Raw genomic sequence first — 24,974 nt, 5'->3', positions numbered from 1 at the left:
CTTGCTACCTGCCATGTCGTCGTCGATTCTTCCTGCCCGAACACTCGGGCAACAGAGTCCCACAACAACTGGACCACTACGAAGGGCCCACCTCAGGATGAGAAAATTGGCTGTGCGATCTCCGTGAGAATCTTGCAAACTTGCAGGTAGAGGCGGCGGTCTGTGTCATCGAGATTGAGAAGCGACACGCGCACCCGTCGGACGACCGGCGGGTGCAGGCACCGACGGCGGCGCGTAGCTACTCGGTCAGCCGGCTGGGCGCGGCTTGTCGCCATGAGTCGAGCAAAATGTCGCGGAGTTCCTGCGAATCCTCGAGTGCAGCCAACCGGACCCGTACCCAGGCTGACGCGGCCTCGTGTTGGGGCACCCAGAACTTCTGCGGTTCGGCCGCGATCAATTCCTCGCGGTCAAATCGGGGGCAGCGCACGGCAAATGAGGTTTCGTCGTCGGGCACCGTAATGAACATCTTGCCCGCGACGTCGAAGGTCGGATGGCCCCAGCGCTCCTTCTCGGCGGTCTCCGGGAAGGAGAGCGCGATGCTGCGCACATCGTCAGCGTCGAGCACGGGTATCGGCCTCCGATCGAGCAGGGGTATGCGCTCAGGCAGCCTACCGAGGTGCCCCGGATGGGGACCTGTGGTGTCGACGAGGGCAACGGGTCAACCGCGAGGTCGACGTTCTGAAACCCACAGTGCTGCTACGCCTGGCCGCCGATCCACTCCTCATAGAACGCCGGCATCTGGGAGGCACGTCCGGTGAACTCGGGGGTGCGCTTGTCGAGGAAGGCCCGCACGCCGTCGCGGCCGTCACCGATGCTCGTGTAGAACATGGCCAGCGAGTCGATCCGGTGCGCGTCGACGGGGTGCGGCTCGGCGGCGTTGCGGTACAGCATCTGCCGCATGAGCGCGACCGAGACCGGGGAGCGGTCGCGGGTCCACGCGTCCGCCATCGCCCGTGCCTCGGCGATCAACGCGTCCGGCTCGTGGACGTCCTGGGCCAGCCCGATCTCGCGGGCAGCCTCTGCGGTGAGGATGTCAGAGCGGTAGACCAGGTCCAAAGCCGCTGGCATGCCGACGATTCGGGGCAGGAACCAGGTGGAACACGCCTCCGGTGTGATCCCGAGTTTTCCGAAGACCAGCCCGAAGCGGGCCTTCGTCGACATGAGCCGGGCATCCATGGCCAGCGTCATCGTTGCGCCGATTCCGACCGCGGCCCCGTTGATGGCAGCGATGACAGGCTTGCGGCAGGCGTAGATCGCCAGGGTGACCCGTCCGCCGGTGTCGCGGACCCGGCTCAGTTCGGGATCGTCGAGGTCGGCCATGTCGGCCAGGCTTGGCGACTTCGACTCGTCGAGGCCGAACACATTGCCCTGACTCGACAGGTCCATGCCGGCGCAGAATGCCCGGCCCTCGCCCGTCACGATGACGGCACGCACGGCGTCATTGTCGTTGACCGCCACGAAGGTGCGCTCCAACTCGTCGGCCATCTCGACGGTGAAGGCATTGAGGTTGTCCGGGCGATCGAGGACGACGGTCAGGATTCCGTCGTCGAGCTCGTGCCGGATCGTTTTGTACTCCACAGGTGCTCCTTCTCGGGTGAGTTGGTACTCAGCTTGCCCAAGGCGGGATTCTCGCGGCAACGGAGGCAACGGCCGTCACCCGTGGACGCGCGCTCCCGCTGCGTCGGCGTGCGCTGGTGCGTGCCGTGGCGGTCGCAGGTCGAGCGTGCGTCGGCACGCTGTGACCAGTTGGTCGTAGAGCTCGCTGTCGTCGAGGCCGGCGAATTCCACCCCGACCGCCGCCGAGATGCCTGCCATCACGATCGCGGCGCGGACCTGGCCGCCCACGCCAGGTTCCGCACCGGCGAGCAGATCGGCCTGTCGCTTCACGATCGCACGCCAGTGCGGTTGCCCTCGGAGCAGTTCGGTGACGCCGGGATCGCCGGTGAGGATGGGAAACAGGTCGCGGTGCGATACGGCGAGGGAAATGTAGCCGGTGAGCATCGATTCGGCTTGGGCGCGACTCCCACGCTGCGATTCGGCGGTCGCCACGAGGGCGGCAAGCTCGCTGACGACGGGCTCCATGATGGCGGTGAGCAGCTCATCGCGAGTGCGGAAATGGTGGTAGATCGCCGATTTCGTCAGACCTAGCTCATCGGAGATCATCTGCAGCGAGGTGCCGGCGACGCTGTGCCGCCGGAACAGCTCGATGGCGGCCTCGATCAACTTCTGCCGGGTCGTGCCGCCGGCGCCCGCCCCGGAGCCGCTCACCGGGCCGGCCTAAATGTAGCTTTCCTAACAAAATCGCCCTGACTGACCATTCGTACAGTATATGCCTGTACGATTGGTCAGGAACCAGCTGTACGTTTGGTCAGTACTTCTGCGCCAAGCTGGTCAGCTTGCCTCAGCCCAGTCGAGGAGAACACCATGCCGTTGAACACCGCACCGCAGCAGACTTCGTCCACCGATACGTCCCCGCTCCAGGGCGTCGACTTCTTCCACGATGCCTCGTTGGTCGCGGATCCCTACCCGATCCTTGAGCGCATGCGGACTGCCAGTCCCGTGCTCCGCGAGCCGTCGCAGAACGTGGTGATCGTGACCGGGTACGACGAAGCATTGGCGGTGGTCAGCGACCACGACTCGTTCTCGTCATGCAACACCGTCACCGGCCCGACCCCCGGGTTCCCGGTGCCGCTGGAGGGGCTCGACGAGGCGGAAGTCCGTGCGCTGATCGAGGCCCACCGTGCCGAATTGCCGTTCAGTGACCAACTTCCGTCGTTCGACCCGCCGACGCACACGGCGCACCGCTCGCTGCTGAGCCGCCTGATCACCCCCAAACGCCTGAAGGAGAACGAGGCGTTCATGTGGCGCCTGGCCGATCAGGTGCTGCAGCCGTATGTCGCCGGTGGTGGGGGTGAGTTCCTCGGTGCCGTCGCGAATCCCTTCGCGCTGTTGGTCATTGCGGATCTCCTCGGTGTTCCCGAGGCGGACCGTCCCGAACTCACCGAACGGCTGACCGGGGACAACTCGCTGGGCAGTACGGATGACGCGGTCATGACGCACGCGCCGCTGGAATTCCTCTACCACCGTTTCGCCGACTACATCTCGGAGCGCCGCCACGAACCTCGCGGTGATGTCATGACCGAGATGGCGCACGCGACGTTCCCGGACGGGTCGACTCCGGAGGTCATGGATGTGGTGCGGGTGGCGGCCAATCTCTTCTCGGCCGGTCAGGAGACCACGGTCCGACTGCTGTCTTCGGCGCTGAAGCTCCTGGCCGAGGATCCCGAACTCCAAGAGCGGCTGCGCCGTGCCCCCGACCAGGTCCCGAACTTCGTCGAAGAGGCGCTGCGCTTCGAGAGCCCGATCCGCGGGGATTTCCGCCTGGCCCGCGCCACCACGACGGTGGGCGGTGTCGAGATCCCCGCGGGGACTGTGGTGATGGTGCATTACGGTGCGGCCAACCGGGATCCGCGCCAGTTCGACAACCCTGACGTCTTCGACCTCGACCGGCACAACGCCCGCCGGCACATTGCGTTCGGCCGCGGTGTCCACAGCTGCGTCGGCGCACCCCTGGCTCGGGCTGAGGCGAAAGTGGTGATCCAGCGGCTGCTGGCGAGCACCGGTGCGATCGAGATCGACGAGGCCTGGCACGGCGGCGCCGATGCGCGACGTTACGACTATGTGCCGACCTACATCCTGCGGGGTCTCACCGATCTGCACCTCAACCTGACCTCGGCCGCGGACATGACGAAGGCGTCCCGATGAAAGTCGTCGTCGATGACGATTTGTGCCGCGGGCACGGCGTGTGCGCAGCCCTGTGTCCACAGGTGTTCACGCTGACCGACGGCGGCTACGCCGAGGCCATCTCCACCGACATCCCTCCCGAGCTCGAAGGCGCCGTCGCCGAAGCGGTCGACGGCTGCCCGGAGCGGGCCATCCGCATCTAGCCCATTAGTCAAGGAAAGAGTAATCATGTCAACAGATTTCGATCGTCCCGACCGCACCGTGTTCGACCTGACCGGCAAGGTGGTGGTCGTCGTCGGCGGCGGGCAGATGCCCGGCCCCAAGATCGGCAACGGCCGCGCCACCGCCATCGTGGCGGCGCGCCACGGCGCCGAGGTGGTGGTCGTCGACCGCAATCTCGCTGCCGCACAGGAGACGGTCGACATGATCACCGCGGAGAAGGGCACCGCGTACGCGGTCCAGGCCGACGTCGCCGAAAAGGACGACTGCCAGCGCATCTTCGACACTGCGATGCAGAACAGCGGCCGCGTAGACGGGATGGTGTACAGCGTGGCGATCAACCCGCCCTTCGACCGGGTGAACAACTCGATGAGCGCCGACGACTTCAACCATGGCATCAACGTGAACATGCTGGGCTGCTACTACTGCAATCTCTTTGCCGCACAATGCATGGAGAAGAACGAGGGCGGTTCCACCGGCAGCATCATCAATATCTCGTCCATCGCCAGCATCAAGAACGAAGTCGGACTCAACATCGGGATCATGCCCTACGCCCTGGGCAAGTGCGGGTTGAACTACATCACGGAACTGACCGCCGCACAGTTCGCCGCCGCAGGCATCCGCGCCAACACACTGATGCTCGGCCCGATCGACTCGACGCTGGGCAACACGGACTCCCAGTCGCTGTTCGGGTTCGAGCCCGACGAGGTCGACGAAGCCTACGCCGAAGTGGTGAAGCTGAAGATGGGCCGGGCCAGCGCTTGGGAGACCGGGTATGCGGCGCTGTATCTGCTGGCCGACGAGTCACGGTTCATGACTGGGCAGCAGATCCGGTTGGACGGCGGCGCCACCTTGGTGCGCTGAGTCTTGATGCCGCTGGTTTCAGGACTGTGGGTGCGCGGTCGGGGTCTGGGTCGACTCCCACTTTGACTCCAGGGACCGCGTGACCGGTGTGTCGGCGGCCACCTCCCGCTGGAACATCTCTCCGTCGTCCACCTCGAAGGTGACCAGGTAGCCCGATTCGCTCGGTTCCTTGTGGACCACCTTGCAGGCCGGCTCACCGCCACCGAGACTGATGATGTCGCCGGGGGCGACGTCGTCGATGCGGTTGCCGGTGTTGGGTTCAGACATGCTTTGTCGGTAGCCATTTTGGGTTGCCGCCAAACGGTGCGTCTCAGGTGGCGGGAACGTCATCGGCGATCGTTGCCATACTGGCGAGGTGGATGCGTTGGCGACCATCGCGTTGAAACCCGGCGTGGTCATAACCTTGCGACGGGCCCGCCGTGCCGACGTCGCCGAGCTGGTCGCACTGATCACCGCCGACCCGGTCGCGCACACTCGTGGCGATCTCCCGGACCAGGACATCGGTCCGTATCTGGGTGCGTTCGACGCCATCGATGCCGACCCGAGCGAACTGCTCGTGACTGCCGATCGCAACGGAGCGGTCGTGGGCACGTTCCAGCTGAGTTTTCTTCCGGGCCTCGCCCGGCGCGGGGCGACACGCGCGCAGGTCGAGGCGGTCCGGGTCCGCGAGGATCATCGAGGGATGGGCCTCGGGGCTGCGATGCTGGGCTGGGCGATCGCCGAAGCGCAGCGGCGTGGTTGTGCGCTCATCCAGTTGACCAGCGACGAGCGTCGTGTTGACGCCCATCGCTTCTATGAACGTCTGGGCTTTGTCGCGACGCACGTCGGGTACAAGCTCAACCTCGGCCCTTTGTAGGGCATTTCGGGGTGACCCGACCGCCGGTGTCGCGGACCCGACGCAGCTCGGGATCCGGCGGTAGTTCACTGCGCAACGCCGGCGCGGTCTAGGTTCATGGGGTGGACTTTGACGACTACCGGGCGCACGACGCCACATCTTTGGCGAAATTGGTTGCTGACAAGCAGGTTTCGGCAGCTGAGCTGCTCGAGGTAGCCCAGCAGCGTGCGGCGGCGGTCAACCCGAAGATCAACGCGATCGTGCGCGACGTTCCAGCGGCGCCGACGGGTGATCTGACCGGGCCTTTCGCCGGGGTGCCCTTTCTGATCAAGGATCTTGCGCAGGACTATGCGGGCCTGCCCACCTCGGCCGGCTCGCGTGCGCTCATGTCGCTGAATGCCGCCGAGCACGCCACGGTCGTGCAGCGCTGGATCGACGCGGGCCTGGTCATCTTCGGGAAGACCAACACCCCTGAGTTCGGCGCCAAGGGAATCACCGAGCCGGAGGCATGGGGGCCGGCCCGCAATCCCTGGAATCTGGACAGGTCGCCGGGTGGCAGTTCGGGAGGGTCTGCGGCGGCCGTCGCCGCGGGCATCGTGCCCTGCGCCGGCGCCAACGATGGCGGCGGATCGATCCGCATCCCGGCGGCCAGCTGTGGTCTCGTCGGGCTGAAACCGGGCCGCGGGCTCACCCCGTCGGGTCCGCTGGTCGGAGAATCCATGCACGGCGCGGCCGTTCAGGGCGTCGTCTCACGGACGGTGCGTGACACTGCGGCGATGCTCGATGTCCTCAGCGGCGGCGAGCCCTGGGGGCCGTACGTGCCGGGTCTGCCGGCCGAGTCGTTCGCGTCCTGCGTGGGGGCGGACCCCGGGAAGCTGCGTATCGGGCTGCGAGTGCCGACGGCGATCAACCCGGCGCCACACCGCGAGGCGTTCGCGGCCGTCGAGGCAACTGCCGCCGCGCTCACCGAACTCGGCCACCATGTCGAGGAACTTCCCCAAGCACCGTTCGACGACGCCGTGCTCGCCCGCGACTTCCTGTTGACCTGGTTCGTCTACAGCGCATGGGAACTCGCCGAGGCGAAGCGGCTGACCGGCGCGGGTGACGAGTCTTTCGAACGGGACACGCTCATCATGGCGGCGATCGGCCGCGCCACGAGCAGCGTCGACTATCTGGATGCGGTGCAGCGGCGCCACGAACATACGCGGCGCCTGACCACGTTCTTCGAGTCGTACGACCTGCTGTTGACGCCTGCCTTGGCAACCCTGCCGCCGCGGATCGGCGAGTTCGATCTGCCGGTCGTGCTGCAGCATGCGGCCGACGCACTGATCAAGACGCGTACCGCAAGCCTGTTGCGCTACACCAAGATCGTCGACGACATGGTGGACAAGAACCTCGGCTGGGTGCCCTACACGCAACTGGCGAACATCACGGGCCGGCCGGCGATCTCGCTGCCGCTGCACTGGACCGCGGACGGCATGCCACTCGGTGTCCAGTTCGTCGCACCGCTCGCCGGGGAAGCGCTGCTACTCAAGCTGGCGGCCCAGCTGGAGCAGGCAATGCCCTGGGCCGGTCGCCTCGCGCCGATCTGAGTTGTGGCCCTATGGATGGAGGTTCCACTGGCCGACATCTTGGGCCAGGGCATCGTTGACGTCGACTTCGAGTCCACCGACCACCGGTCCCGGATTCGACGCCGTACTGACCACCCGTTGGTAGAGAACCGCGGCGGGGTGAACCTGACCGCCGGACCAGGACCGGGTCTGCCACGCCCACGCGCGGCCGGGTGTGCTCGATCTCCCGACGACACCGTCGCCAATTGCCCACTGGCACGGTCTGATTCCCCCGTAGATGCCGGTGCGCTGCACGCCGAGCACCGAGTTGATCCCGCGGAACCACTGCAGTGCGACGTTGTTCCAGGTGTTGCGGTCGATATCGTCGTCCACGCTGAAGAAGACCGGTGCACTCTGGCCGCCGCCAGCTGCGGTGTGCAGCTGCCAGGCGGTGCGGGCGTCGGCCACGCCGCCGGCGTATCCACGCGTGAAGTCCGACGGGGCAGTCCCGCCCGGCTTGCCGTACTGGTAGTTGCTGACGATCACCAATCCGGCGGCAGTCAGCTGCTTGGCGTAGGGCAGGGTGATCGGTTTGGCGCCCATGGAGGAGCCCGGACGTGACGTCGAGACGTAGTTGATCACCCCGGAGTGGCCGGCGGCCCGGATGTGCTGCGCCGGGATCTGACGCATGGCGAAGTCGATCAGCGTCGGGGCGGCGGCCGATGCGACGGGCATCCCTGCCGACGCCACGCCGAGACCGGCCAGCGCTGAGGCCGCAGCGGCGTAGCGCAAGGCGTCGCGCCTGGAAACCTGCACGGCGTGATGTTAACAAAGTGACTGTTGTGACCCTTGTGGGCTCGCGGGTCGTTTTCAGTTTGATGCCGCACCGTTATCCCAACGGTGCGGCCATCACGACAACAACAAGACCACCGCCGCGAGCAGCACTGCGGCAGCGACGAATGCCACCGCGGCGGCTGCCCAGCGGTTGTTCTTGATCCAGATCCGTACCGACGGCACGGTGATGTAGATGTGTGGTTCCGCGCTGACCATGGAGCCCCCTCATGCTGTTGTCGCCAGGCTACGGCGCCGGTGTCACGTCCGTCCCGGCACCCTTGACCGAGGCCTTCGCGCGGTTCTCGGCCCGCACGGTCCTGCGGCCGCGGACGAATCCGGTCGGGGAGATCGCCGCCGACAGCAGCGCGTCTTCGCCCTTGACGAAGGGGTGGAAACCGACGCCGGCGCCGCCGCGGCCCTTGACCGGGATGTCGGCGACTTCGGTGACCTTCCAGCTCTTTTCGGACGTCGAGAGGATGGCCTCGCCGTTCTCGCAGCTGATCGGCAGCGCGGCGATCACCTCGTCGCCGGAGGCATCGGCGACGAGCTTCACTCCGGCCACGCCGTTGCCGGCCACGCCCTGCGGGTTCACCGCGGCGGGGTCGATGCGCAGGATCTTGCCGCGCCGCGTCACCAGCGCCAGGTGATAGCCGGCCGGCATCACCCCGGAACGCAGCAGCCCGGTGATGTCCGGCGCCACCGGGATATCGCGGATCTTGAACGGCAGGCCGTTCCCGTTGGTGAACTTGACCCGGCCGTCGGTCCACACCGCCCATCCCAGACCCGAGGTGAGCAGGTCACCGTGGCTGTCGGAGAACACGCCGCGGTCGTCCAGGCGCCAGGAGGTGTTGACCTTCCGCTCCCGGGGGCCGTCCTCGTCGGCGCCCGACGCGGTCGGGGTGGCCTCGAAGTCCAGCACGGTGCGGCGGTCGAACTCGGGACCCTTGAACAGTTTCGCGGTCTCCACCAACTCCTTGTCGATCACCTTGCGGCGGGCGTCGGGGTTGGAGACCAGTTCGGTCAGTTCGGCGAACTCGGCGTCGAGCTTGTCGGCTTCGGCTTGCAACTCGATCACATCGAGCTTGGTCAACCGTCGAAGCTGCAGGGCCAGAACGTAATTGGCCTGCTCTTCGTCGATCTCGAAGCGTTGTTGCAGTCCCTGTCGGGCGTCGTCGACGGTGTCGGAGCCGCGGATGACCGCGACAGCAGCGTCTATGTCGAGGTGGATCTTCATCAGGCCCGCCACCAGGTGGCGGCGCGCGGTGACCTTCTCCAGCCGGTACTCGCTGCGGTGCAGCACCACCGAGTCGCGCAGATGCAGGAACGCCGAGATCAGTTCGCGCACCGACCACCAGCGTGGCACCCGGTCCTCATCGAGGGCGACAAGGCTGGCGGCGAACGTCGACTCCAGCGGTGTCAGCGCCAGCAATTGCTCGCGGATGGTCTCGGCGCTGTGGCCACGCTTGGCGGTGACGACGATGCGCAGCCCGTTGCGACGGTCGGTCAGATCCGACATGTCGGCCACGCCGGACAACTCGCCGGACTCGACCAGGGCCCGGATCCTGTCCTGCACAGTGCTACTGGCGACACCGGGAGGTAGCTCGGTGACGATGACGTTCTTGCCGTCGACGGTCAGGGTGCCGCGGACGGTGAACATGCCGCGGCCGGTGGTGATGTACTCCCGCAGGCCGTTGGAGCCGACCACGGTGGACCCGCAGCCCCAGTCAGGCCCGGGGATGAGCTTCATCAACGTGTCATCGGTCGTGTTCGGTCGGGCCAGCAGAGCCCGGCAGGCGGCCATCACCTCACGCGGATTGTGCGCGGGAACCTTGGTGGCCCACCCTTCGGCGATACCGACCGCGCCGTTGCAGAGCAGCACCGGCCACTGGGCTGGCAGCATCGTCGGCTCGGTCCACTCGCCGTCGAACGTCTGCACCATCGGTACGGCGTGATCGTCGAGCTCCGCGGTCAGCGCGGCGCCGGGAGCCGACAGCCGCATCTCGGTGTAGCGGTCCGCGGCGGGAATATCGCCCTGGATGCGGGGGAACGCGCCTTGTCCGTCAATGACTTTCACGCGCTGGAACTCGGCGGCCATCAGTGCCGCGGCCCCGTACATCGATGCGCCGCCGTGCGGGTGCAGGTTACCGGTGACCGCCGAGCAGATCTTCGAGGACTTCTGCGGCTTGTTGCCGGGCAACAGTTTCGAGTCGTGCATCTGGTAGAGCAGGCGGCGTTGGCCCGGCTTGAGCCCGTCGAACGCCGAGGGGATGGCGCGGTCGCTGACGCTGTAGAGCGCGAACGTCAGCTGGTAGTGATTCCAGTAGTCATCGGCGCTCTGATCGAGCACCAGGTCAGGATTCTGCTCAGGAACATCCAGGGTGGCGGTCACAAGTACTTCTTCCTAGGTCAAGTCGAGCGCTGCGGTGTCGACACGGGCGGCGATCTCGGCCATCCACGTGCGCCGGCCTTCCGGCGGCCCGCCGAACAGGGTGTGGTGCAGCTTGGCTTCACCGTCGTCGAGATTCACTCGAATCACGGTGCGCCGCTGCGGATCCAGCACGGTGTTCCAGAAATCGTCGGCATCCATCTCGCCGAGACCCTTGTTGCGCTGCACCTCCACCTTGCGCTTGGAGGTGGCCTTCAATTGCGCCACGGCCGCGTCGCGTTCGGACTCGTCCTGGCAGTAGATCCGGTCCTGGCTGTCCTTGACCACGAACAGCGGCGGCAACGTCACATAGACCATCCCGGCCTCGACGAGGGGCCGGTAGAAGTCGAGGAACATCGAGATCAGGCTGGAGTTGATGTTGCCGCCGTCGGGGTCGGCGTCGGAGGCGAACAGGATCCGGTCGTAGCGGCACAGCTCCGGATCGCAGTGATCGCGCACGCCGCAGCCCAGGATGCGTTCGATCGAGTCGAATTCGTCCTTGGCCCGCGCCTTGCTCAGTGCAAACCCATAGACGTTGGGCGGCTTGCCTTTCAGGGGGAAGGCTGCCTGGAAGGTGGCGTCGCGCGCCGCCTTGATGGTGCCCAGCGCGGAATCGCCCTCGCACAGGAACAATTCGGCGCCCGAACCGCGGCCGGTCTCCCGGCTGGGCAGCAACTTCGGCGGCAACGACAGGTTCGTCCCCAGCCCTTTGGCTTTCGACGCCGCGCGGGAGCGGGCCTTCGCACCTTCGGCGCTGCGCCGCGCCCGGGCGGACTCCAGCGCCAGCTTGGTCCAAAGCGACACCGCGTCGTTGTTGGCGGGGTTGGCCGCCCAGATGGTGACGCTACGTGCGACATCCGGGGCCATCGCCACGTTCAGCGACCGCGACGACACCGCCGTCTTGGCCTGCGAGTCCCAGGCCACATCCGGTGCGCGGGTGTCCACGGCGAGGGCGGTGACGGCGACGAAGTCCTGCGGTTCCGGGCCGTCCTCGCCCTTGGCCAGACCCAGGTCGCGGATGCGGGACGCCCGGTCGGCCAGAGCCTCGGAGAGTCCCTTCATCGCGGCGGTGAGGTGGGATCCGCCGTTGGGGGTGCGCACGGTGTTGCAGAACGCGGCGACGGTGGCCGGCTCGGCCGGGCCCGCCGTCAACGACCAGCGGAACGGGGTGGGGCCGCGGCCGGTGGTGTACTCGCCGCGACCTTCCACGGCGGCACGCACACCGGGCAGGGGATTGCCCGAGGTCGTGCACATCAGGTCCAGCAGGGTGTCGGTGCCCCACGGGCCGCTGAACTGTTCGAGCAGGGCGGGCGGGACTTCCTCGCCGGGCCAGCCCTCGTCGACGACGACCAGGTGCACCCCGGGCGACATCCGCGCCGCGGCATGCGCCCGCAGCAGGACCTCACCGATGTCCACGGTCGAGTCCGGCACCACCGTCGCGTCGAACAGGATGCGCACCGTGGTGCCGTGCGCGTCGGGCTTGCGGTTGCCGGTGCCACGCAGTTTCTGCGTGTCCGAGCGGGTGAACTCCGCTTCTGGATCAAAATCCTTGCCGTCGAAGGTGCCGGGGTAGCCGCCGCCGAAACTCTGCAGGTAGGTCTTGCCCGCCCGGCGCACGGTCACGTCGGTACGGGCCGAGATGAACACGGCTGCCGCGGCGCCGATTCCGTTCAGGCCGGCGCCGGTGCTGGTGGCGTCGGTGTGCGCGGAGAACTTGCCGCCGGCCCGCGCGGTGCCCAGGGTCTTGACGATGCCGTTCTTCCCGGTGGTGGGGTCGGAGTCGACCGGAAGGCCGCGACCGTCGTCGGCGACGCTGACCGAGCCGTCGGCGTGCAGGGTGATGGTGACCGTGGACCCGCCGTGGCTGGGATCGGCGACCTCTTCGATCGCGTTGTCCACCAGCTCGCGCAGCGCCGTGTTGAGCACGTCGAGCCCAAGGTTGACCGCCGGCCGCAGGCGGGTGTGCTGGACATCGTCGAGCTCGGTGATGTCTGCGGCGTTGTAACTCACTGCTGGTCCTTTCCCACCAGGGCCGATGCCGGAGCGATCGGTTCCAGCCGCCCACTTTCGGCGGGCGGCGTAAGCATTCTCTCTTGGAAGGCAGACAGCCTCCGACAGCCACGGCCGAAAGAATGGGTATCGAATCAAGATCAGATGCCTCGGGGATTCTGCCGGGCCGATCCGCGCGCTGACAAGGTCATCTCCAACTGAGATGGCTCCCATCAAAAACCATCGTTGGACTAGATCAGCTTCCTCGGGTCAGATGGATCGGGTGGCGTTCGCCTCGGCTGCCGGCCCCGCGCGGCTACCAGGTGAATGTCGGTATGTCCCAGTTCAATCCCGAAGGAGCAAAGCAATGCCCGTCGTTCGGTTCCAGATGTCCTCAACGCTCGACCACGTCGCCCTCATGGACGTGCTGACCGACTTCGGCCCGTCCCGGCCAGATCGGTGGCCGACGATCGACGAGGAGCATTTTCACGTGCATGCGTTGGGGGACACCTGGGCAGAAGTGACCGAAGGCACAGCGTCGGCGTGGGAGCGCGCCCGCTACGACTGGGACGCCAAACGCCGGCGCGTCACCGTGACCACCCATGACTCGAAGGTCTTCGGCCCGGGCGGCGGCTGGATATTCCAACTCACGCCGCAGGAGACCGGCACGCGCGTCGACATCGAGCTGGTCCGCACTCCGACCGGGCTCAAGCGCAAACTGCTGGCCGCCCTGTTGCCGGCCGTCGCCCCGAGCGCGCTGAAGAAGTCGTTCGCCGGGCCGTTGGCCGCTAGGTGATCGACCAGAATTCCAGCAGGGTCCGGATCGTCGCCACCAGCGGTAGGGGCTGGTCCAGCATCGGGTGGTGGCCGGCCTCGGCGAGTTCGACGAACGGGCCGCGCAGTTGCAGCATCGACCGGATCTGGGCCGCCATCGGCGGTGGGACCACACCGTTCTCGCATCGCAAATACCCGACCCGGCAAGGGATTCGGGCAAAGGTGTGCTCCAGGAGTTCCTGATCGGTGGCTGTCTCGTCCATGAGATGGCCACCGAAGATGTCCGGGTCGAACTTCCACACCCACCCGTTGTCGGTCTTGCGCACGGACTGCACGGCGATGTGGTGACCGATATAGGGCAGCGTCACGTCCTGCTTCGGCACCGCCCGGAATCGGGCCAGGATCTCGTCCTCGGTCGCGTATCCGGCGGTGTCGCGACGCCGGTTGCGCAACCGGACCTCCTCCGGGGCGCGATCACGCAGCGGGGAGTCGATGACCAGGATGCTGTCGATCTGTGCGCCGTAGCGGGTGGCGGCCGAGGCGCCCACCCAGCCGCCCATGCTGTGCCCCACGATGGTGGGCCGGGCTGTGGACCCGGAGGCGTCCGAGGCGGCGAGCACTTCTCGGGCCCAGATCGACAGGGCGTATTCCCTGCGGGTGTCGCTCTCGCCGTGCCCACTCAGGTCGGGCGCGACGACACGATGGGTGCGGGCGAAGAACGGGGCGACGTGATCCCACCAGCCGGAGTGGGCGCCGCCGCCATGGACGAACACCAGCGGCGGATTGTCCGGGTCGCCCCAGCTCCGAACATGGATGGCGCAGCCGTCGACATCGATGGTCGAGTGTTCGGGGGTCTGTTCCAGGGCGGAGGTGAACCAGGCCGGGGCGTTCGCAAAGGGATGCGGGGCCTCCGCGGGCACGCCACGCCGGAACATGCGGTTCACCTGCTGATTCTGTCTCATCGTCGGAAATGGGTCGAGACCCGCCCCGGCCTATGTCGGCCGGAGGGTCCTTCGACGCTCAGGGCAGCGCGAGGCTCGCGCCGAGCGCGATCATCATCACCGCGATCAGCCCGTCGAGGACGCGCCAGGTCATCGGGGTGGCGAACAACCCGGCCAGCCGGCGGGCACCCAGGCCCAGCCCGGTGAACCACACCGCACTCGCGGCCACCGCCCCGGCGCCGAACAGCCACCGCTGCTCGTGGTGTTCGTTGGCCAGCGAGCCGAGCAGTACCACGGTGTCCAGGTAGACGTGGGGATTGAGCCAGGTCAGCGCCAGACAGGTGACCAGCACCTCGGCCAGGCGCGCCGGCGTGCGCTCGGACGGGTTGAGGGTCGAGGGCCGGAAGGCCCTCCGCGCGGCCAGGACGCCGTAGCCGATCAGGAAGGCCGCCCCGCCGAACTTCGCCACCGTCATGGCGTCGGGGTGTGCGGTGATCAGCGCGCCGACACCGGCGATGCCGGCGGCGATCAGGATCAGATCGGAGACCGTGCACAACGCGATGACGGCGACGATGTGCTCCCCACGGATGCCCTGACGCAACACGAACGCGTTCTGCGCACCGATCGCGGCGATGAGCGCCATGGTGGTGAGGAATCCGATGAGCACAGGTGAAGCCATGTGTTCGAGGCTATGGACGTGCGGTGATCAAGTACAGCTAATGATTCTTCAGATGAATTAGCCGCGCTTATGTCGAGGCTAGTGATCGGGGGGGTCGAGTGCCCCCGCTCGGTTGTCGTTTCCAGTTCTCCGCTGGCAATTCCATCTTGGGTTCTGTGGGCGAATGCAACGGCGTCTAGTTGAGGAGTTGTTGATGCTGGTGGCGTGAGACCCAACCCGATCTCCGGGTGGACTACGCGTAGCCGACCCACCCCCGGAAGTTGAACGCTAGGAAGAAGTCTGCGATGTTGGTGAAGCCGGCCTCCTCGAGGATGGTGCGGTCTTCCTCTGGTGACACGACGGGGACGCCGGATTCGATTGCAACACGAGCCTTCTGAGCATCCGCGGGAGCGATGCCCGTTGCGACGAGGTATGCCACATGCCGGTCTATCCAGGTCTGTCGTTCAGCCTCATCGCGGTGCGCAATGCTGAGATGCATCACGACGAACGGTGCCCCGGGCGTCAGTCGACGCCGTACCTCGGTCGCTGTACGCAGGCGTTCGTCGGGTGCAAGGAAGTGCAGTGTCAGCAGACTGGTTGCGGCGTCGAAGAGGCCAAGCGGTGCATCGTCGATGTATCCGTTGTGCATCGTCACCCGCGACGCGTTTGATCCGAGGGTCTGTATCGCGAGCTCCAGCATCGCGGCCGACGGATCGACCGCATCGAAGGTCCACCCTGGGTGAGTTTCCGCGAGTGCCTTCGTCTCCAGTCCTCCGCCGGCCCCCAGCACCAGCAGCCTCGCGTCAGACGGAGCGCGTTCCTCGATGAGGACGCCGACCAGGCGATGAATGTCGGCCAGGGCGGGCACCATCTGCCCGGCGCGCTTGGCGTACATGGCGACGTGGGCGGGATCGTCAAATGGGTTCGGTGGTGTGGTCACGCCACGAGGCTGGCCGCCTGGGGTCTGAGGTGGCAAGTAAACTTGCCATCTGGGCAATATGTACTTTCGTCACGGTTGTGAGCAGCGGGCACGACGTCGTCGCCGAACTTACTGCGCCGCGGCACCACACCTCAGTGCGTTAGTCCACGCCTTGGTTCAGTCATGCAACGACAACCTCGCCCGAACGTCTGGACCAAACCACCGTTCCAATCCTGGGCGGCATCGGAATCTACTGCACCAGAATCAACGACTCACGACTGGCCAGGAATCGCCCCAGCACCGCATCAGGGACACGCGGCGGGCTCCGGAGAGTCGCTCGCATCGGTCCCTGTGCTGTGCCGGTCGATGTCTGAGTCGATCTGCCGGTTCGCACGGCGGACCGCCCAGTACACCACCACGGATACCGCGCCGAGCAGTGGATAGCCCATGGCGATCCGAGCAGAAGCCAGCCAGCCGGTGAAGCCGCCATCGTAAAGCCATTGCTGCACAACGAATCGCGCAAAAAACAGCGCCACGAATGCCAGCGTGGCGACGTCGAACGCGTGCAGCGCCACGGTGTCGGCGCGCCATGATCGATCGGGCCCGGCGCTACGCAGCAGGTTCCATATCACTCCGACCAACGGGCGCCGTAGCAAGAGGGATACGGAAAACACGGTCGCCATCGCCAGACTGAGCCAGATTCCCGGCAGGAAATAGTCTTCGGCGGAGCCGGTGTAGTAGGCGATCAGCGCGGCGACGACGACCCCGAACAGTGCCGATACCGCCGGCTGAATAGGCTGCTTGCGCAACAGCCGGAACACGATCAGACCGACGCTGACGCCGACGGATATCGCGACCGCGGCGTCCAGACCGGCGATCGCGTTCGCGATGACGTAGGCAAACGTGGGCAGGCTGGCATACACCAGCCCGGACACCCCGCCCACCCGTTCGAGCAACGTTGGTGAATGTCCCTGCCCCGGTCCGTTGGTCACGACTTCCGTCCCTCACCGAGGTGCTCGGCGAGAAAGCGATCGACGGTCTTGTACATGTCGATCACGTTGTCCGGGTTGACGAATCCGTGCCCCTCGTCGTGTTTGATCATGTACTCCACCTCGACTCCGCGGTCGCGCAACGCCTTGACCAGGTTGTCGGATTCGGCCTGGACCACGCGAACATCGTTGGCGCCCTGGATGACCAGCAGTGGCGTGCGGATCTGGTCGACCTTCGTGATCGGTGAACGCGACAGCATGTCAGCCAACTGGTCTGGGTCGTCGGGGTTGCCGACGAACAGGTGCCAGTTGTTGGCCAGATGCGGGCGCGCGATCTCGGGTAGCGTCCGCATGAAGTTGCTCAGATCGGAGATGCCGACGTAATCGACTGCGGCGGCGAACACATCGGGTGTGAAGGTGACGCCCACCAGCGTCGCGTATCCACCGTAAGAGCCGCCGAAGATGGCGATCCGCTTCGGATCCGCATACCCCTGCTCGACGGCCCAGTCCACACTGTCGATCAGATCGTCGTGCATCTTGCCGGCGAACTCACCGACCGCGGCCTTGGTGAAGGCCTTGCCGAAGCCCGCCGATCCGCGGAAGTTGACCTGCAGCACCGCATATCCGCGGTTGGCCAGCAGCTGCACCGGCGGGGTGAACATCCAGCCGTCCCGCGTCCAGGGCCCGCCGTGCACCAGTAGCACCATCGGCAGATCCTTCGGCGGCACCCCGACCGGCAGGGTCAGATACCCGTGCAGATCAAGCCCGTCGCGCGAGCGGATGGTGACCGGCTCCATCGCCGCCAGGGCCTCGGGATCCAGCTGCGGATGAGACCCGAACAGCAGCCGGCTGTCCCGGGTGTCGTGGTCGTAGAGGTAGGTCATCCCGGCTTCGCGGTCATGGGTGAAGCTGACCACCCAGCGTCGGCCGGTCAGGTCGGAGCTCAGGGCGTTCACGTCGCCATCGGACAGTTTCTCCAGGTTCGCCAGCACGGCCGCGAAGTGCGGATCCAGCGGCTGAATCACCTGTCGCTCCAATAGGTACCGCACCCCGAGCAGATCGCCGGTGCGCCGGTCCAGGATCAGCGGCTCGGCCAGCGTGGTGAACACGCTGGCCCGGGTGTCCACGTCGTAGACCGGATGGCTGTCGACGTGGGTCTGCTCGCCGGTGATGACGTCGACGCGCACGATGCGGGTCCGGTCGGTGCCGTCGTTGGAGCCGACCCAGATGCCGGTGCCGTCGGGGGTGACGGTGATCGGGTACAGCCCCAGCGTGTAGTCACGGCCGTCGAAGGTGACGATGGAGCGCAGTGTCTCGGTCTGCGGTTCCCACTGCAACAGCTCCACGTCACCGTCGGCGGTCAGTGCGGTGGAAAACAAGTCGCCGTTGCTGCTGGCCCGCCAGCCTGCTCCCTTGCCGGGGTTCTTCGCCACCATGGTGAGTTCACCGGTGGCGATGTCCAGCTCGTAGGCGTCCATCAGAGTAGGTGTGCGCTTGTTGGAGTACACCATCGCCTTGGCCGGATCGCCGAGCAGTTCATGGCCGGCCATCGCTCCCGGGAACGGGGTCAGATCGACCGCACCGGACTCGGGGTCCTGCGGGTCGGCCCGGAAGACATGCCAGTTCTCGTCGCCGCCGGTGTCCTGCAGGTAGAGCAACCAGCGGGAGTCCCTGGTCCACTCGTAATGAATGATGCTGCGGGTGCTGTCGGCGGTAATGCGCTGCGGCTCGCCGTCGAGGTTGTCCACGTCCTGGATCCAGATGTTGAGGCGGTCCCGCCATGGCGCGAGGTAGGCGATACGGGTGCCGTCGGGTGAGATCGATGCCTGCGCGCGGGCGGGCGGCGCGAACAGATCGTCGACGGGGAGCAACTCAGGTGTTGGCATCCCTCCATCGCACACTCGGACGTAACGGCACAGTCAAGTCCCGGGCATGGGCCTGGGCATGATGGACAGGTGGCGTGGAGTACTCGGGAGATCGCCGAACTGGCCGGCACCAGCTTGCGCGCCGTCCGCCATTACCACCAGGTCGGTCTGCTCCCGGAGCCCGAACGCCGGTCAAACGGGTACAAGCGGTACGGCGTGGCGCACCTGGTCCGGTTGGTCCGCATCAAACGGCTCGTCGACTTGGGGTTCTCGCTCCCGCAGATAGGGGCGATGGGTGACACCGACGAGCATCCCGAACAGGCGTTGCGGGAACTGGACGCCGAGCTGGCGGCGACCATCGACCGGTTGCAGCGGGCCCGTGAGGAGCTCGGCGAGCTGCTGGAGACTTCCGCGCCTACGGATCTGCCGCCCGAGTTCGCGCCCGTGGGCGCCGTCGCCAAGATGACCGACGCGGATCGCAAACTGGTGGTGGTCCTGAGCCGGGTGCTGGGCCCGCGCGGCCGACAGGTCTATGCCGACCTGATCAGGGACACCCGCGAGGATCCGGCCGCATCGGAGCTGGACACGCTGTCCGCCGACGCCGACGAGGCGACCCGCCAGGATCTCGCCGAGCGGCTGGCGCCCTACATCTGGTCGGTCCGGCAGGGTCATCCCGGACTTGCCGAGGCCCGCGCCGACGCGCCGCGCGGTGCGAACTTCGCCGAGAAGACCATCGATGACGCGATGGCCGATCTCTACAATCCGGCGCAGATGGACGTGTTGCGCCGGGCCGGTCAGATCGTGCGGCGGCTGGCTACCTAGGTTTTGGGAAGGAAATAGGCAACCTACCGCCGGCGGGGGTGGCCCGCTTCTCGCCGCTCTGGGCTCGCAGAACCGACTGACACCGCCATGCTTCACTGGGGCGATGGATGCAGAGCGCTCTGAGACGGCCAGCGGGCGAACGCGCGGCCGGCGTGCTCGGCAGGGGCCGACCCAGCGGACGGTGAAGCGGGCAGAACGGCACGACCGGGTCTACGAAGCCGCCATCGCGCTGTTCGTCGAACGCGGATTCGAGGCGTCCTCGATGGACGAGATCGCCGACCGGTCGGGACTGTCGCGCAGCACCGTCTTCACGCATTTTCCCCGCAAGACGCTCTTCCTTGAGGAATGGATGCGGCGACGACGGAACGAGGCCTGGCAGTCCGCGCGAACTGACGGGATGGCGGGTCGGCCGCTTCGTGAAGTGCTCGGCGCCTACCTGGACGCCCTGGCCACCTCGAATTCCATTGCCCGTGCGGAGATGTGCGCGCTGGTCCCGCCCACCCTCCTGTACACGACGATGCTGGTCGACCATCCGGTCGGGGTGGACCTCGCCGCCCTGATCGTGGAGACCGAGGCGGTCCTTCGACCGTCGGTGCGACCGGCACGGGTCGGACAGCTGCTCGCGTCGGGCTACGTTTCTGCGATGTCGCAGTGGGTCCAGGAGGAGCCTCCGGTGTCCGATCTCGGCGCCGAACTGAGCGCGTTGCTGGACCTCGTGCTGTCGGGCGCTCAGTCGGACGAAGCCGAGTAGCCGCTCTACCTGGCGCTATGCCGGGAAGCCGGACTCAAGTCTTGTTTCGTTGTCGATTCGCTCGTAGGGTTTCAGCGATGACCACACTCATCACCGGCGCGACGGGTGGAATCGGAGCGAGCCTCGTTGGACGATTGGCATCGGCCGACCGGGCCGTGAGGGCAGGCAGTCGCGATCCCCGCAGAGCGGCGGGACTGGGCGTCGACATCGTCGAACTGGATCTCACCGCGCCGGAAACCTTCGACGAGGCATTGGTGGAAGTCGACCGCATTTTCCTTTACGCGGAACCCGCCGCCATCGAGGACTTCGTCGACTGTGCAGAGCGCGCAGGTGTCCGGCGGGTCGTCCTGCTCTCCTCGGACTCGACTGAGATGGGCAACGCGGAACACAACTCGCTGGCGCGACATCACGCTGACGTTGAAACCGCCCTTGCTGCAGCGCCATTCAGCACTACGGTGCTGCGACCGGGGACATTCGCCACCATGACGCTCGACTGGGCATCGTTCATCCGCGCCGGAGTCCCGGTCGAGCAGCCCTTCTGGGAGGCCTGTCTCGACGTTATCCATCCCGAGGACATTGCCGACGTGGCCGAGTGCGCGCTCATCGACGACGATCTGGATGGGCTCGTCCTGCCTCTTGGCGGCCCCGAGGTGCTCAGCTTCCATCAGCAACGCGACATTCTGGCAAGCCTGCTCGCGCGGGAGCTGGAGTGGCGTGAACCCAGCAGAGAACAAGCTGTGCAACATCTTTCGCGGCACGCTCCGCTACCTCTGGTCGACGCCATTCTCGACTACTGGTCGCAGCTGCCGCGACACCAGGACGAGGCGCGCCGATCTGTCGAGCGCATCACCGGAAGGCCCGGACGCACCTTCCGGCAGTGGGCCGGCGAGCGGCTCGATTCGTTCCGCTGATCGCCGGGGCCGGCGAACTGTGGTATCAGATGAGGCCGAGTGGTCCGGCCAGTTCGGTAAGTGAGGGAATCAGTTTGTCGGGTCGGGTCAGGACTTGCACAGGCACGTGGGTCGCGCCGGCAACGAGATGCTCGTTCAGTCTGGTTGCGACGGCGTCAGTGCTGCCATGCGCGACGAGGGCGTCGACCAGGGCGTCGCTGCCGGGGGCGGTGACGTCGGAGTCATTGAACCCCAGCCGCCTCCAGTTGTTCACATAGTTGGTGCCGTTGAGATAGGTGGCGAGAGCTTCGCGTCCGATGGCCCGTGCCTGGGCCGCGTCCGTGTTCAGCACGACCTTGTGGGCCGGGGCGATGAAAGCATCCGGCCCGACCAAGGCGCGCGCCTGAGCGGTGTGTTGCGGGGTGGTCAGGTAGGGATGGGCTCCCGCGCTGCGGCGCGCGGCCAGTGTCAGGACCTGGGGGCCGAGCGCAGCGACGACGCGCTGGTCCTTTGGCACGCCGTATTCATCGAGTTTGGTGAGGTACTCGGTGAGCGCGTCGTAGGGTTTCGTGTACTCGGCGATCAGCTCGGGATGTCCGGCCCCGATCCCGAGCAGGAATCGTCCCGGGTGGGCCGTCTCGATGCGGTGAAACGACTCGGCGACCCGACCGGCGGCCGCCGACCAGATGTTGACGATGCCCGTTGCCACCTTCAGCGACTTGGTCGGCTCAAGGATTGACTCGACCCAGTCGAGTTCGGCTGGCGGCGAGCCGCCTGCCCAGATCGCGCCGTAGCCGAGCGCCTCGATATCCCTCAGTTGCGCGGCGGCCATTTGTTTCCACTGCCCGAAAAGACCGAATACGCCGAAGGTCCCCAGATTCAAACTAGTCATCAGTCAATCAACCAGTCGTCAACCCACGAATATTCCGATATGTACTGCAGGACTTCAACTTTGATTCCGACTGGCATCGGTGATCACTCCACCAGCTGACTGCAGGTGGGTGTGGTGGGCACGCCGTTGAAGCGGTCGGCGATCCAGGCCATGCTCCGCTCGCCGTCGACGAAGGCGGTCAGGAGTGAGTTGGTATCCGTCTTGTTGAGGAAAGGTGGTTGCTCGTTGGTCCACAACGTGACGTCGGCGCCCAGCGCACACCAATCTTTCGCGGTTGCCACCACCGATTCATATGGCGCGAAAGAATCCCATCGGTTATGCGAAAGGTACACCGGACCAGCGGGTTTCACGTTGCCGATTCGCTGCATGGCCAGGATGGAGCTCAGTGGCTCCTCGCGCACCGATTGATAGAGGTCCTTTTTGAACCATGGCTGCAGATGGCGGAACGCGTAATTGATGCCGGTTTGGATCATGCACTGTCGGCTGGTGTTGGCCAACATCTCCACACCGCGCGGGGTGAGGGAATCCGCGATCGGTTGGGTCATGTCGGGATACGCTTCTTGAATCCCCCGTAGTACCCAGCCAAGGGATCCGGCGAGCTGGTTCCCGTCGAGAGGCGGCAACATGCTGGGCAGATCGGTCGTGGCGCCGTTGGCGTAGGTTCCAACAACGTTGAGCTCGGGGGCGTACGCGCCGGCCAGCTCGGCCGCCGCCAATGCGGCATGTCCGCCGCCTGCCAGCCAGCCCCAGAAAGCAACGGGTCCATGCGGATCCAACGTGGTATCAGGCAGCTTCATCGCTGCCCGCGCCGCATCGTTCAGTGCTGTCCCGCCCGCGACCCGGTTCAGGAACTGCGGCGCCATCTGACCGTGCACTCCCAATCCGACACCATCGGTGACCACTATCGCGAAGCCGCGCGCCAGCAGAGTCGCGATGAACCCTTCTTCGAGGTTGAACATCAGGTCGAATCCCGTATCCAACGAGGCATGGATACCTTGGTTGAACAGGCGGGACGGAGCACACTGCTCTCCCATTCCGTAAGGGGCTGTGGCGTAGGCAAGCAACGGGCGGGGACCGCTGCCGGTCCAGGCGACATCAGGCTCGATATAGGTACCCGTGACCGCCACGGGATGTCCCTGAGCATCGGTGCTGCGATACATGATTCGCGTTCCGGTCCCCACGAAGGAGCCCAGTTGTCCGGAAGGTTCCAGAACCAGCCTGGACGGCTCCGTTCGGATGAGATCACCCGGTGCGCCCGCGGGCAGGGGGTCCGGCGGCGTGTAGAACGCCCAGTACTGTGATTCGTCAGCCCGGGCAACCGGCGCACTCACCGAAAACAACGCTGATACAACGGCATACAGGATGATGGTCACCGACCTGATCCAGCTTCTCGCGTGGCATTTCGGGACGTGGGCAGATTCGCCACCCGAAAAGGGAATCATCGTTGGTTTCCTTTGGTTGGACTGTTGGACGGCGGATGTGTCGCCGCCCGGAGATGGCGCAAAGCAGCCCAGCCCAACGCCGTAATGGCATGTGCTGGTGCTTGTTTGGATCAGAGGTTGTCAACGCCCGATGGGTGGGGTGGCGAGCTAGCTGAGCAAGGCCGCGAGCGCCCTCGCGAACACGGTGATGGCGTGATCGCCGTCGTCGAGTACGCCTGCCAGTAAGGGGAAGCTGTGCGGCATGCCCTTGTACTCATGGGTTTGCACTTTGACTCCCGCCGCGGCGAGCCTGGCACCGTAGCGGTGTGCGTCGTCGGCAACGGGATCGATCTGAGCACTGACGATCACTGCAGGTGGGGCGTCCACGAGGTGCTGCGTCAGCAACGGCGAGGCGAGGCTCGAACGACGGTCGTCCAGTTCCGGTACGTACATGTCGTATGCCCATTCAAGCGCGGCCCGGGTGAGGAAGGGGCCGTCTTTGTACCGTTCGACCGAGTCACCACTCATGGTGGCATCGAGTGCAGGGCACAGCAGACCTTGGGCCTTGACCGGAGGACCTTGTTCTCGCGAGGCAAGTGCAATGCTGGCCGCCAGTGCACCCCCGGAGGAATCGCCGGCGACCGCGAGAGCTTCGGGGTCGATGCCTAGTTCTTCGGCATGCTCACTCACCCAGGCATAGGCATCGGCGGCGTCATCATGAGCACGGGGAAACTGGTCTTCAGGTGCCAGGCGGTAGGCCACGGATATCACGGTGAGTTCGCCCCGCACGCAGAGTTTCCGGCATAGCCGATCGTGGGTGTCGAGGCTTCCGCGTACGAATGCACCGCCATGAAGATAGACAACAGCCGGCAGTGCCGGTGCGGCTACGGGCGGGCGGTAACACCGCGCCGTGACCACACCCTCGCGAACCGGAACCGTGAAATCATCGACTGTGCAACGATTGTCAACGTCACCGGCCAACGTGACCAACTTCTCTCCGGCCTGCCGGTAGGCCGCGATCGGCATCTCCCACGGCTGTGGGGCGGGACGTCCGGACAGGGACTGCAACAGCTGCTGGACCTGCGCGTGCAGTGCACTCATGCCACGACTCGGAAGACTTGGAATTCGACGATTGGTCCGGGTTGGATGCGTCCTTGTCCGACGAAGATGCTTTGGTTGACCCAGGCGTATTTGGGGTCGCCGGATTCCAGGCGTGGGGTGGTGACGAAGTAGTGGTCGCCGAAGTCGGTGCCGCTGCTGCCGCCGCCGAGGGCGCCTGCGGCGGCTTCGTTGACCTCGACCAGGCCTTGGTAGCTCATGTAGATGACCGCACCGTCGTCGGTGTAGAACTGGGCACGCACATCGAGTCGGCCGTAGCCGTCTTCGCCGGCTAGTAGCCAGTCTCCGCCGCCGGGGGCGGCGGTGCCGTTGAATCGGTTTCCGGTGACTTTGCCTCCGGTGACGGCGAGGACTTGGCGCAGCCCGTACGGGCCCGGGCCGACGATCTGGGGTTCGGCGAGCTCTGCGGTGTAGCTGAACTCCGGCTCCAATTTCACTGTTAGACCTCCATTTTCGAGCGGGCTGACTTCAGC

Annotated in this window: 26 protein-coding genes; 9 read left to right on the top strand and 17 right to left on the bottom strand. The window is 66.1% G+C overall.

Features of this window, described 5'->3' with window-relative positions:
* Positions 1-238 precede the first annotated feature (238 nt).
* From AB0876_RS23200 to AB0876_RS23190, 3 genes are all read right to left on the bottom strand, one after another.
* The gene (locus AB0876_RS23200; RefSeq protein ID WP_491837082.1) at positions 239-565 is read right to left on the bottom strand and encodes an MmcQ/YjbR family DNA-binding protein; all 327 of its coding nucleotides are present in this window, start codon (positions 563-565) and stop codon (positions 239-241) included.
* A gap of 131 nt (positions 566-696) precedes the next feature.
* Positions 697-1,578, bottom strand: a complete 882-nt coding sequence (locus tag AB0876_RS23195; protein WP_526043038.1) for an enoyl-CoA hydratase/isomerase family protein — start codon at positions 1,576-1,578, stop codon at positions 697-699.
* Positions 1,579-1,653: 75 nt separating this feature from the next.
* Entirely contained in the window at positions 1,654-2,268 is a 615-nt protein-coding gene (locus AB0876_RS23190) for a TetR/AcrR family transcriptional regulator (RefSeq protein ID WP_526043037.1), read from the bottom strand.
* A gap of 156 nt (positions 2,269-2,424) precedes the next feature.
* Between AB0876_RS23190 and AB0876_RS23185 the strand changes: the two genes are divergently transcribed.
* From AB0876_RS23185 to AB0876_RS23175, 3 genes are read left to right on the top strand one after another with little or no spacing between them, the layout of a single operon-like run.
* Positions 2,425-3,765 (top strand): cytochrome P450, encoded by a 1,341-nt coding sequence (locus tag AB0876_RS23185; RefSeq protein ID WP_526043036.1) that lies wholly within the window; start codon positions 2,425-2,427, stop codon positions 3,763-3,765.
* A complete protein-coding gene (locus AB0876_RS23180) occupies positions 3,762-3,947 on the top strand; it encodes a ferredoxin (protein ID WP_526043035.1) in 186 nt (61 codons plus the stop codon). Before AB0876_RS23185 ends, AB0876_RS23180 begins: the two co-directional genes overlap by 4 nt.
* A gap of 25 nt (positions 3,948-3,972) precedes the next feature.
* Positions 3,973-4,827 (top strand): SDR family NAD(P)-dependent oxidoreductase, encoded by an 855-nt coding sequence (locus AB0876_RS23175; RefSeq protein WP_526043034.1) that lies wholly within the window; start codon positions 3,973-3,975, stop codon positions 4,825-4,827.
* Positions 4,828-4,845: 18 nt separating this feature from the next.
* Here AB0876_RS23175 and AB0876_RS23170 read toward each other — a convergent pair whose 3' ends face one another.
* Positions 4,846-5,094 carry a hypothetical protein gene (locus AB0876_RS23170; RefSeq protein ID WP_526043033.1) on the bottom strand — a complete coding sequence of 83 codons (249 nt, stop codon included), beginning with the start codon at positions 5,092-5,094 and terminating at the stop codon, positions 4,846-4,848.
* A gap of 88 nt (positions 5,095-5,182) precedes the next feature.
* Here AB0876_RS23170 and AB0876_RS23165 point away from each other — a divergent pair, with 88 nt between their 5' ends.
* Both AB0876_RS23165 and AB0876_RS23160 read left to right on the top strand, forming a co-directional pair.
* On the top strand, positions 5,183-5,683 hold the full coding sequence (locus tag AB0876_RS23165) for a GNAT family N-acetyltransferase (RefSeq protein WP_526043032.1): 501 nt from the start codon (positions 5,183-5,185) through the stop codon (positions 5,681-5,683).
* Between the two features lie 101 nt (positions 5,684-5,784).
* The gene (locus tag AB0876_RS23160) at positions 5,785-7,254 is read left to right on the top strand and encodes an amidase (protein ID WP_526043031.1); all 1,470 of its coding nucleotides are present in this window, start codon (positions 5,785-5,787) and stop codon (positions 7,252-7,254) included.
* A gap of 9 nt (positions 7,255-7,263) precedes the next feature.
* Here AB0876_RS23160 and AB0876_RS23155 read toward each other — a convergent pair whose 3' ends face one another.
* The 4 genes from AB0876_RS23155 to AB0876_RS23140 form a co-directional block, all read right to left on the bottom strand.
* The gene (locus AB0876_RS23155) at positions 7,264-8,028 is read right to left on the bottom strand and encodes a glycoside hydrolase domain-containing protein (protein WP_526043030.1); all 765 of its coding nucleotides are present in this window, start codon (positions 8,026-8,028) and stop codon (positions 7,264-7,266) included.
* 93 nt (positions 8,029-8,121) lie between these two features.
* The gene (locus AB0876_RS23150; protein WP_491837072.1) at positions 8,122-8,262 is read right to left on the bottom strand and encodes a hypothetical protein; all 141 of its coding nucleotides are present in this window, start codon (positions 8,260-8,262) and stop codon (positions 8,122-8,124) included.
* Positions 8,263-8,290: 28 nt separating this feature from the next.
* Positions 8,291-10,435 carry a DNA gyrase subunit A gene (locus AB0876_RS23145; protein WP_526043029.1) on the bottom strand — a complete coding sequence of 715 codons (2,145 nt, stop codon included), beginning with the start codon at positions 10,433-10,435 and terminating at the stop codon, positions 8,291-8,293.
* A 12-nt stretch (positions 10,436-10,447) separates the two neighbouring features.
* Positions 10,448-12,481, bottom strand: a complete 2,034-nt coding sequence (locus AB0876_RS23140; RefSeq protein ID WP_526043028.1) for a toprim domain-containing protein — start codon at positions 12,479-12,481, stop codon at positions 10,448-10,450.
* Positions 12,482-12,827: 346 nt separating this feature from the next.
* Between AB0876_RS23140 and AB0876_RS23135 the strand changes: the two genes are divergently transcribed.
* Complete coding sequence (locus AB0876_RS23135) at positions 12,828-13,256, top strand: hypothetical protein (RefSeq protein WP_491837069.1); 429 nt, start codon at positions 12,828-12,830, stop codon at positions 13,254-13,256.
* Here the strand turns inward: AB0876_RS23135 and AB0876_RS23130 are convergent.
* The 5 genes from AB0876_RS23130 to AB0876_RS23110 all read right to left on the bottom strand — a co-directional run bounded on the left by AB0876_RS23130 (position 13,249) and on the right by AB0876_RS23110 (position 18,627).
* Entirely contained in the window at positions 13,249-14,169 is a 921-nt protein-coding gene (locus tag AB0876_RS23130; protein WP_526043056.1) for an alpha/beta fold hydrolase, read from the bottom strand. The two genes, AB0876_RS23135 and AB0876_RS23130, sit on opposite strands and share 8 nt — an antisense overlap.
* 85 nt (positions 14,170-14,254) lie before the next feature.
* The gene (gene lysE / locus AB0876_RS23125; protein WP_526043027.1) at positions 14,255-14,854 is read right to left on the bottom strand and encodes an L-lysine exporter; all 600 of its coding nucleotides are present in this window, start codon (positions 14,852-14,854) and stop codon (positions 14,255-14,257) included.
* 232 nt (positions 14,855-15,086) lie between these two features.
* Complete coding sequence (locus tag AB0876_RS23120) at positions 15,087-15,773, bottom strand: methyltransferase domain-containing protein (RefSeq protein WP_526043026.1); 687 nt, start codon at positions 15,771-15,773, stop codon at positions 15,087-15,089.
* 284 nt (positions 15,774-16,057) lie between these two features.
* Positions 16,058-16,744 carry a DUF3159 domain-containing protein gene (locus tag AB0876_RS23115; RefSeq protein ID WP_526043025.1) on the bottom strand — a complete coding sequence of 229 codons (687 nt, stop codon included), beginning with the start codon at positions 16,742-16,744 and terminating at the stop codon, positions 16,058-16,060.
* Positions 16,741-18,627: a S9 family peptidase gene (locus AB0876_RS23110; protein ID WP_526043024.1), complete on the bottom strand. Its 1,887-nt coding sequence runs from the start codon at positions 18,625-18,627 to the stop codon at positions 16,741-16,743. Before AB0876_RS23110 ends, AB0876_RS23115 begins: the two co-directional genes overlap by 4 nt.
* Before the next feature lie 69 nt (positions 18,628-18,696).
* Between AB0876_RS23110 and AB0876_RS23105 the strand changes: the two genes are divergently transcribed.
* From AB0876_RS23105 to AB0876_RS23095, 3 genes are all read left to right on the top strand, one after another.
* The gene (locus tag AB0876_RS23105; protein WP_491837064.1) at positions 18,697-19,428 is read left to right on the top strand and encodes a helix-turn-helix domain-containing protein; all 732 of its coding nucleotides are present in this window, start codon (positions 18,697-18,699) and stop codon (positions 19,426-19,428) included.
* A 181-nt stretch (positions 19,429-19,609) separates the two neighbouring features.
* Positions 19,610-20,179 (top strand): TetR/AcrR family transcriptional regulator, encoded by a 570-nt coding sequence (locus AB0876_RS23100; protein WP_526043023.1) that lies wholly within the window; start codon positions 19,610-19,612, stop codon positions 20,177-20,179.
* Positions 20,180-20,256: 77 nt separating this feature from the next.
* Positions 20,257-21,090: an NAD(P)H-binding protein gene (locus AB0876_RS23095; protein ID WP_526043022.1), complete on the top strand. Its 834-nt coding sequence runs from the start codon at positions 20,257-20,259 to the stop codon at positions 21,088-21,090.
* 25 nt (positions 21,091-21,115) lie between these two features.
* Here the strand turns inward: AB0876_RS23095 and AB0876_RS23090 are convergent, their stop codons facing one another.
* The 4 genes from AB0876_RS23090 to AB0876_RS23075 all read right to left on the bottom strand — a co-directional run bounded on the left by AB0876_RS23090 (position 21,116) and on the right by AB0876_RS23075 (position 24,938).
* On the bottom strand, positions 21,116-21,961 hold the full coding sequence (locus tag AB0876_RS23090; RefSeq protein ID WP_526043021.1) for an LLM class F420-dependent oxidoreductase: 846 nt from the start codon (positions 21,959-21,961) through the stop codon (positions 21,116-21,118).
* Positions 21,962-22,044: 83 nt separating this feature from the next.
* Positions 22,045-23,403: a lipase family protein gene (locus tag AB0876_RS23085; RefSeq protein ID WP_526043020.1), complete on the bottom strand. Its 1,359-nt coding sequence runs from the start codon at positions 23,401-23,403 to the stop codon at positions 22,045-22,047.
* A gap of 147 nt (positions 23,404-23,550) precedes the next feature.
* Entirely contained in the window at positions 23,551-24,483 is a 933-nt protein-coding gene (locus tag AB0876_RS23080; RefSeq protein ID WP_491837059.1) for an alpha/beta hydrolase, read from the bottom strand.
* On the bottom strand, positions 24,480-24,938 hold the full coding sequence (locus AB0876_RS23075; RefSeq protein ID WP_491837058.1) for a DUF3237 domain-containing protein: 459 nt from the start codon (positions 24,936-24,938) through the stop codon (positions 24,480-24,482). Before AB0876_RS23075 ends, AB0876_RS23080 begins: the two co-directional genes overlap by 4 nt.
* Between the last annotated feature and the right edge of the window lie 36 nt (positions 24,939-24,974).

Source organism: Mycobacterium sp. NPDC049093 (assembly GCF_040704635.1).
GTDB lineage: Bacteria > Actinomycetota > Actinomycetes > Mycobacteriales > Mycobacteriaceae > Mycobacterium.
The sequence above is the reverse complement of the archived record's forward strand: the minus strand, read 5'-3'. Positions and strand labels throughout refer to the sequence as shown.

Excerpts from the sequence above, each read along its gene's own strand:
- AB0876_RS23150 (WP_491837072.1), bottom strand. The coding sequence starts at position 8,262 with ATGGTCAGCGCGGAACCACACATCTACATCACCGTGCCGTCGGTACGG.
- AB0876_RS23170 (WP_526043033.1), bottom strand. The coding sequence starts at position 5,094 with ATGTCTGAACCCAACACCGGCAACCGCATCGACGACGTCGCCCCCGGC.
- AB0876_RS23085 (WP_526043020.1), bottom strand. The coding sequence starts at position 23,403 with ATGATTCCCTTTTCGGGTGGCGAATCTGCCCACGTCCCGAAATGCCAC.
- lysE (WP_526043027.1), bottom strand. The coding sequence starts at position 14,854 with ATGGCTTCACCTGTGCTCATCGGATTCCTCACCACCATGGCGCTCATC.
- AB0876_RS23095 (WP_526043022.1), top strand. The coding sequence starts at position 20,257 with ATGACCACACTCATCACCGGCGCGACGGGTGGAATCGGAGCGAGCCTC.
- AB0876_RS23180 (WP_526043035.1), top strand. The coding sequence starts at position 3,762 with ATGAAAGTCGTCGTCGATGACGATTTGTGCCGCGGGCACGGCGTGTGC.
- AB0876_RS23080 (WP_491837059.1), bottom strand. The coding sequence starts at position 24,483 with ATGAGTGCACTGCACGCGCAGGTCCAGCAGCTGTTGCAGTCCCTGTCC.
- AB0876_RS23175 (WP_526043034.1), top strand. The coding sequence starts at position 3,973 with ATGTCAACAGATTTCGATCGTCCCGACCGCACCGTGTTCGACCTGACC.
- AB0876_RS23135 (WP_491837069.1), top strand. The coding sequence starts at position 12,828 with ATGCCCGTCGTTCGGTTCCAGATGTCCTCAACGCTCGACCACGTCGCC.
- AB0876_RS23130 (WP_526043056.1), bottom strand. The coding sequence starts at position 14,169 with ATGTTCCGGCGTGGCGTGCCCGCGGAGGCCCCGCATCCCTTTGCGAAC.
- AB0876_RS23110 (WP_526043024.1), bottom strand. The coding sequence starts at position 18,627 with ATGCCAACACCTGAGTTGCTCCCCGTCGACGATCTGTTCGCGCCGCCC.
- AB0876_RS23090 (WP_526043021.1), bottom strand. The coding sequence starts at position 21,961 with ATGACTAGTTTGAATCTGGGGACCTTCGGCGTATTCGGTCTTTTCGGG.
- AB0876_RS23185 (WP_526043036.1), top strand. The coding sequence starts at position 2,425 with ATGCCGTTGAACACCGCACCGCAGCAGACTTCGTCCACCGATACGTCC.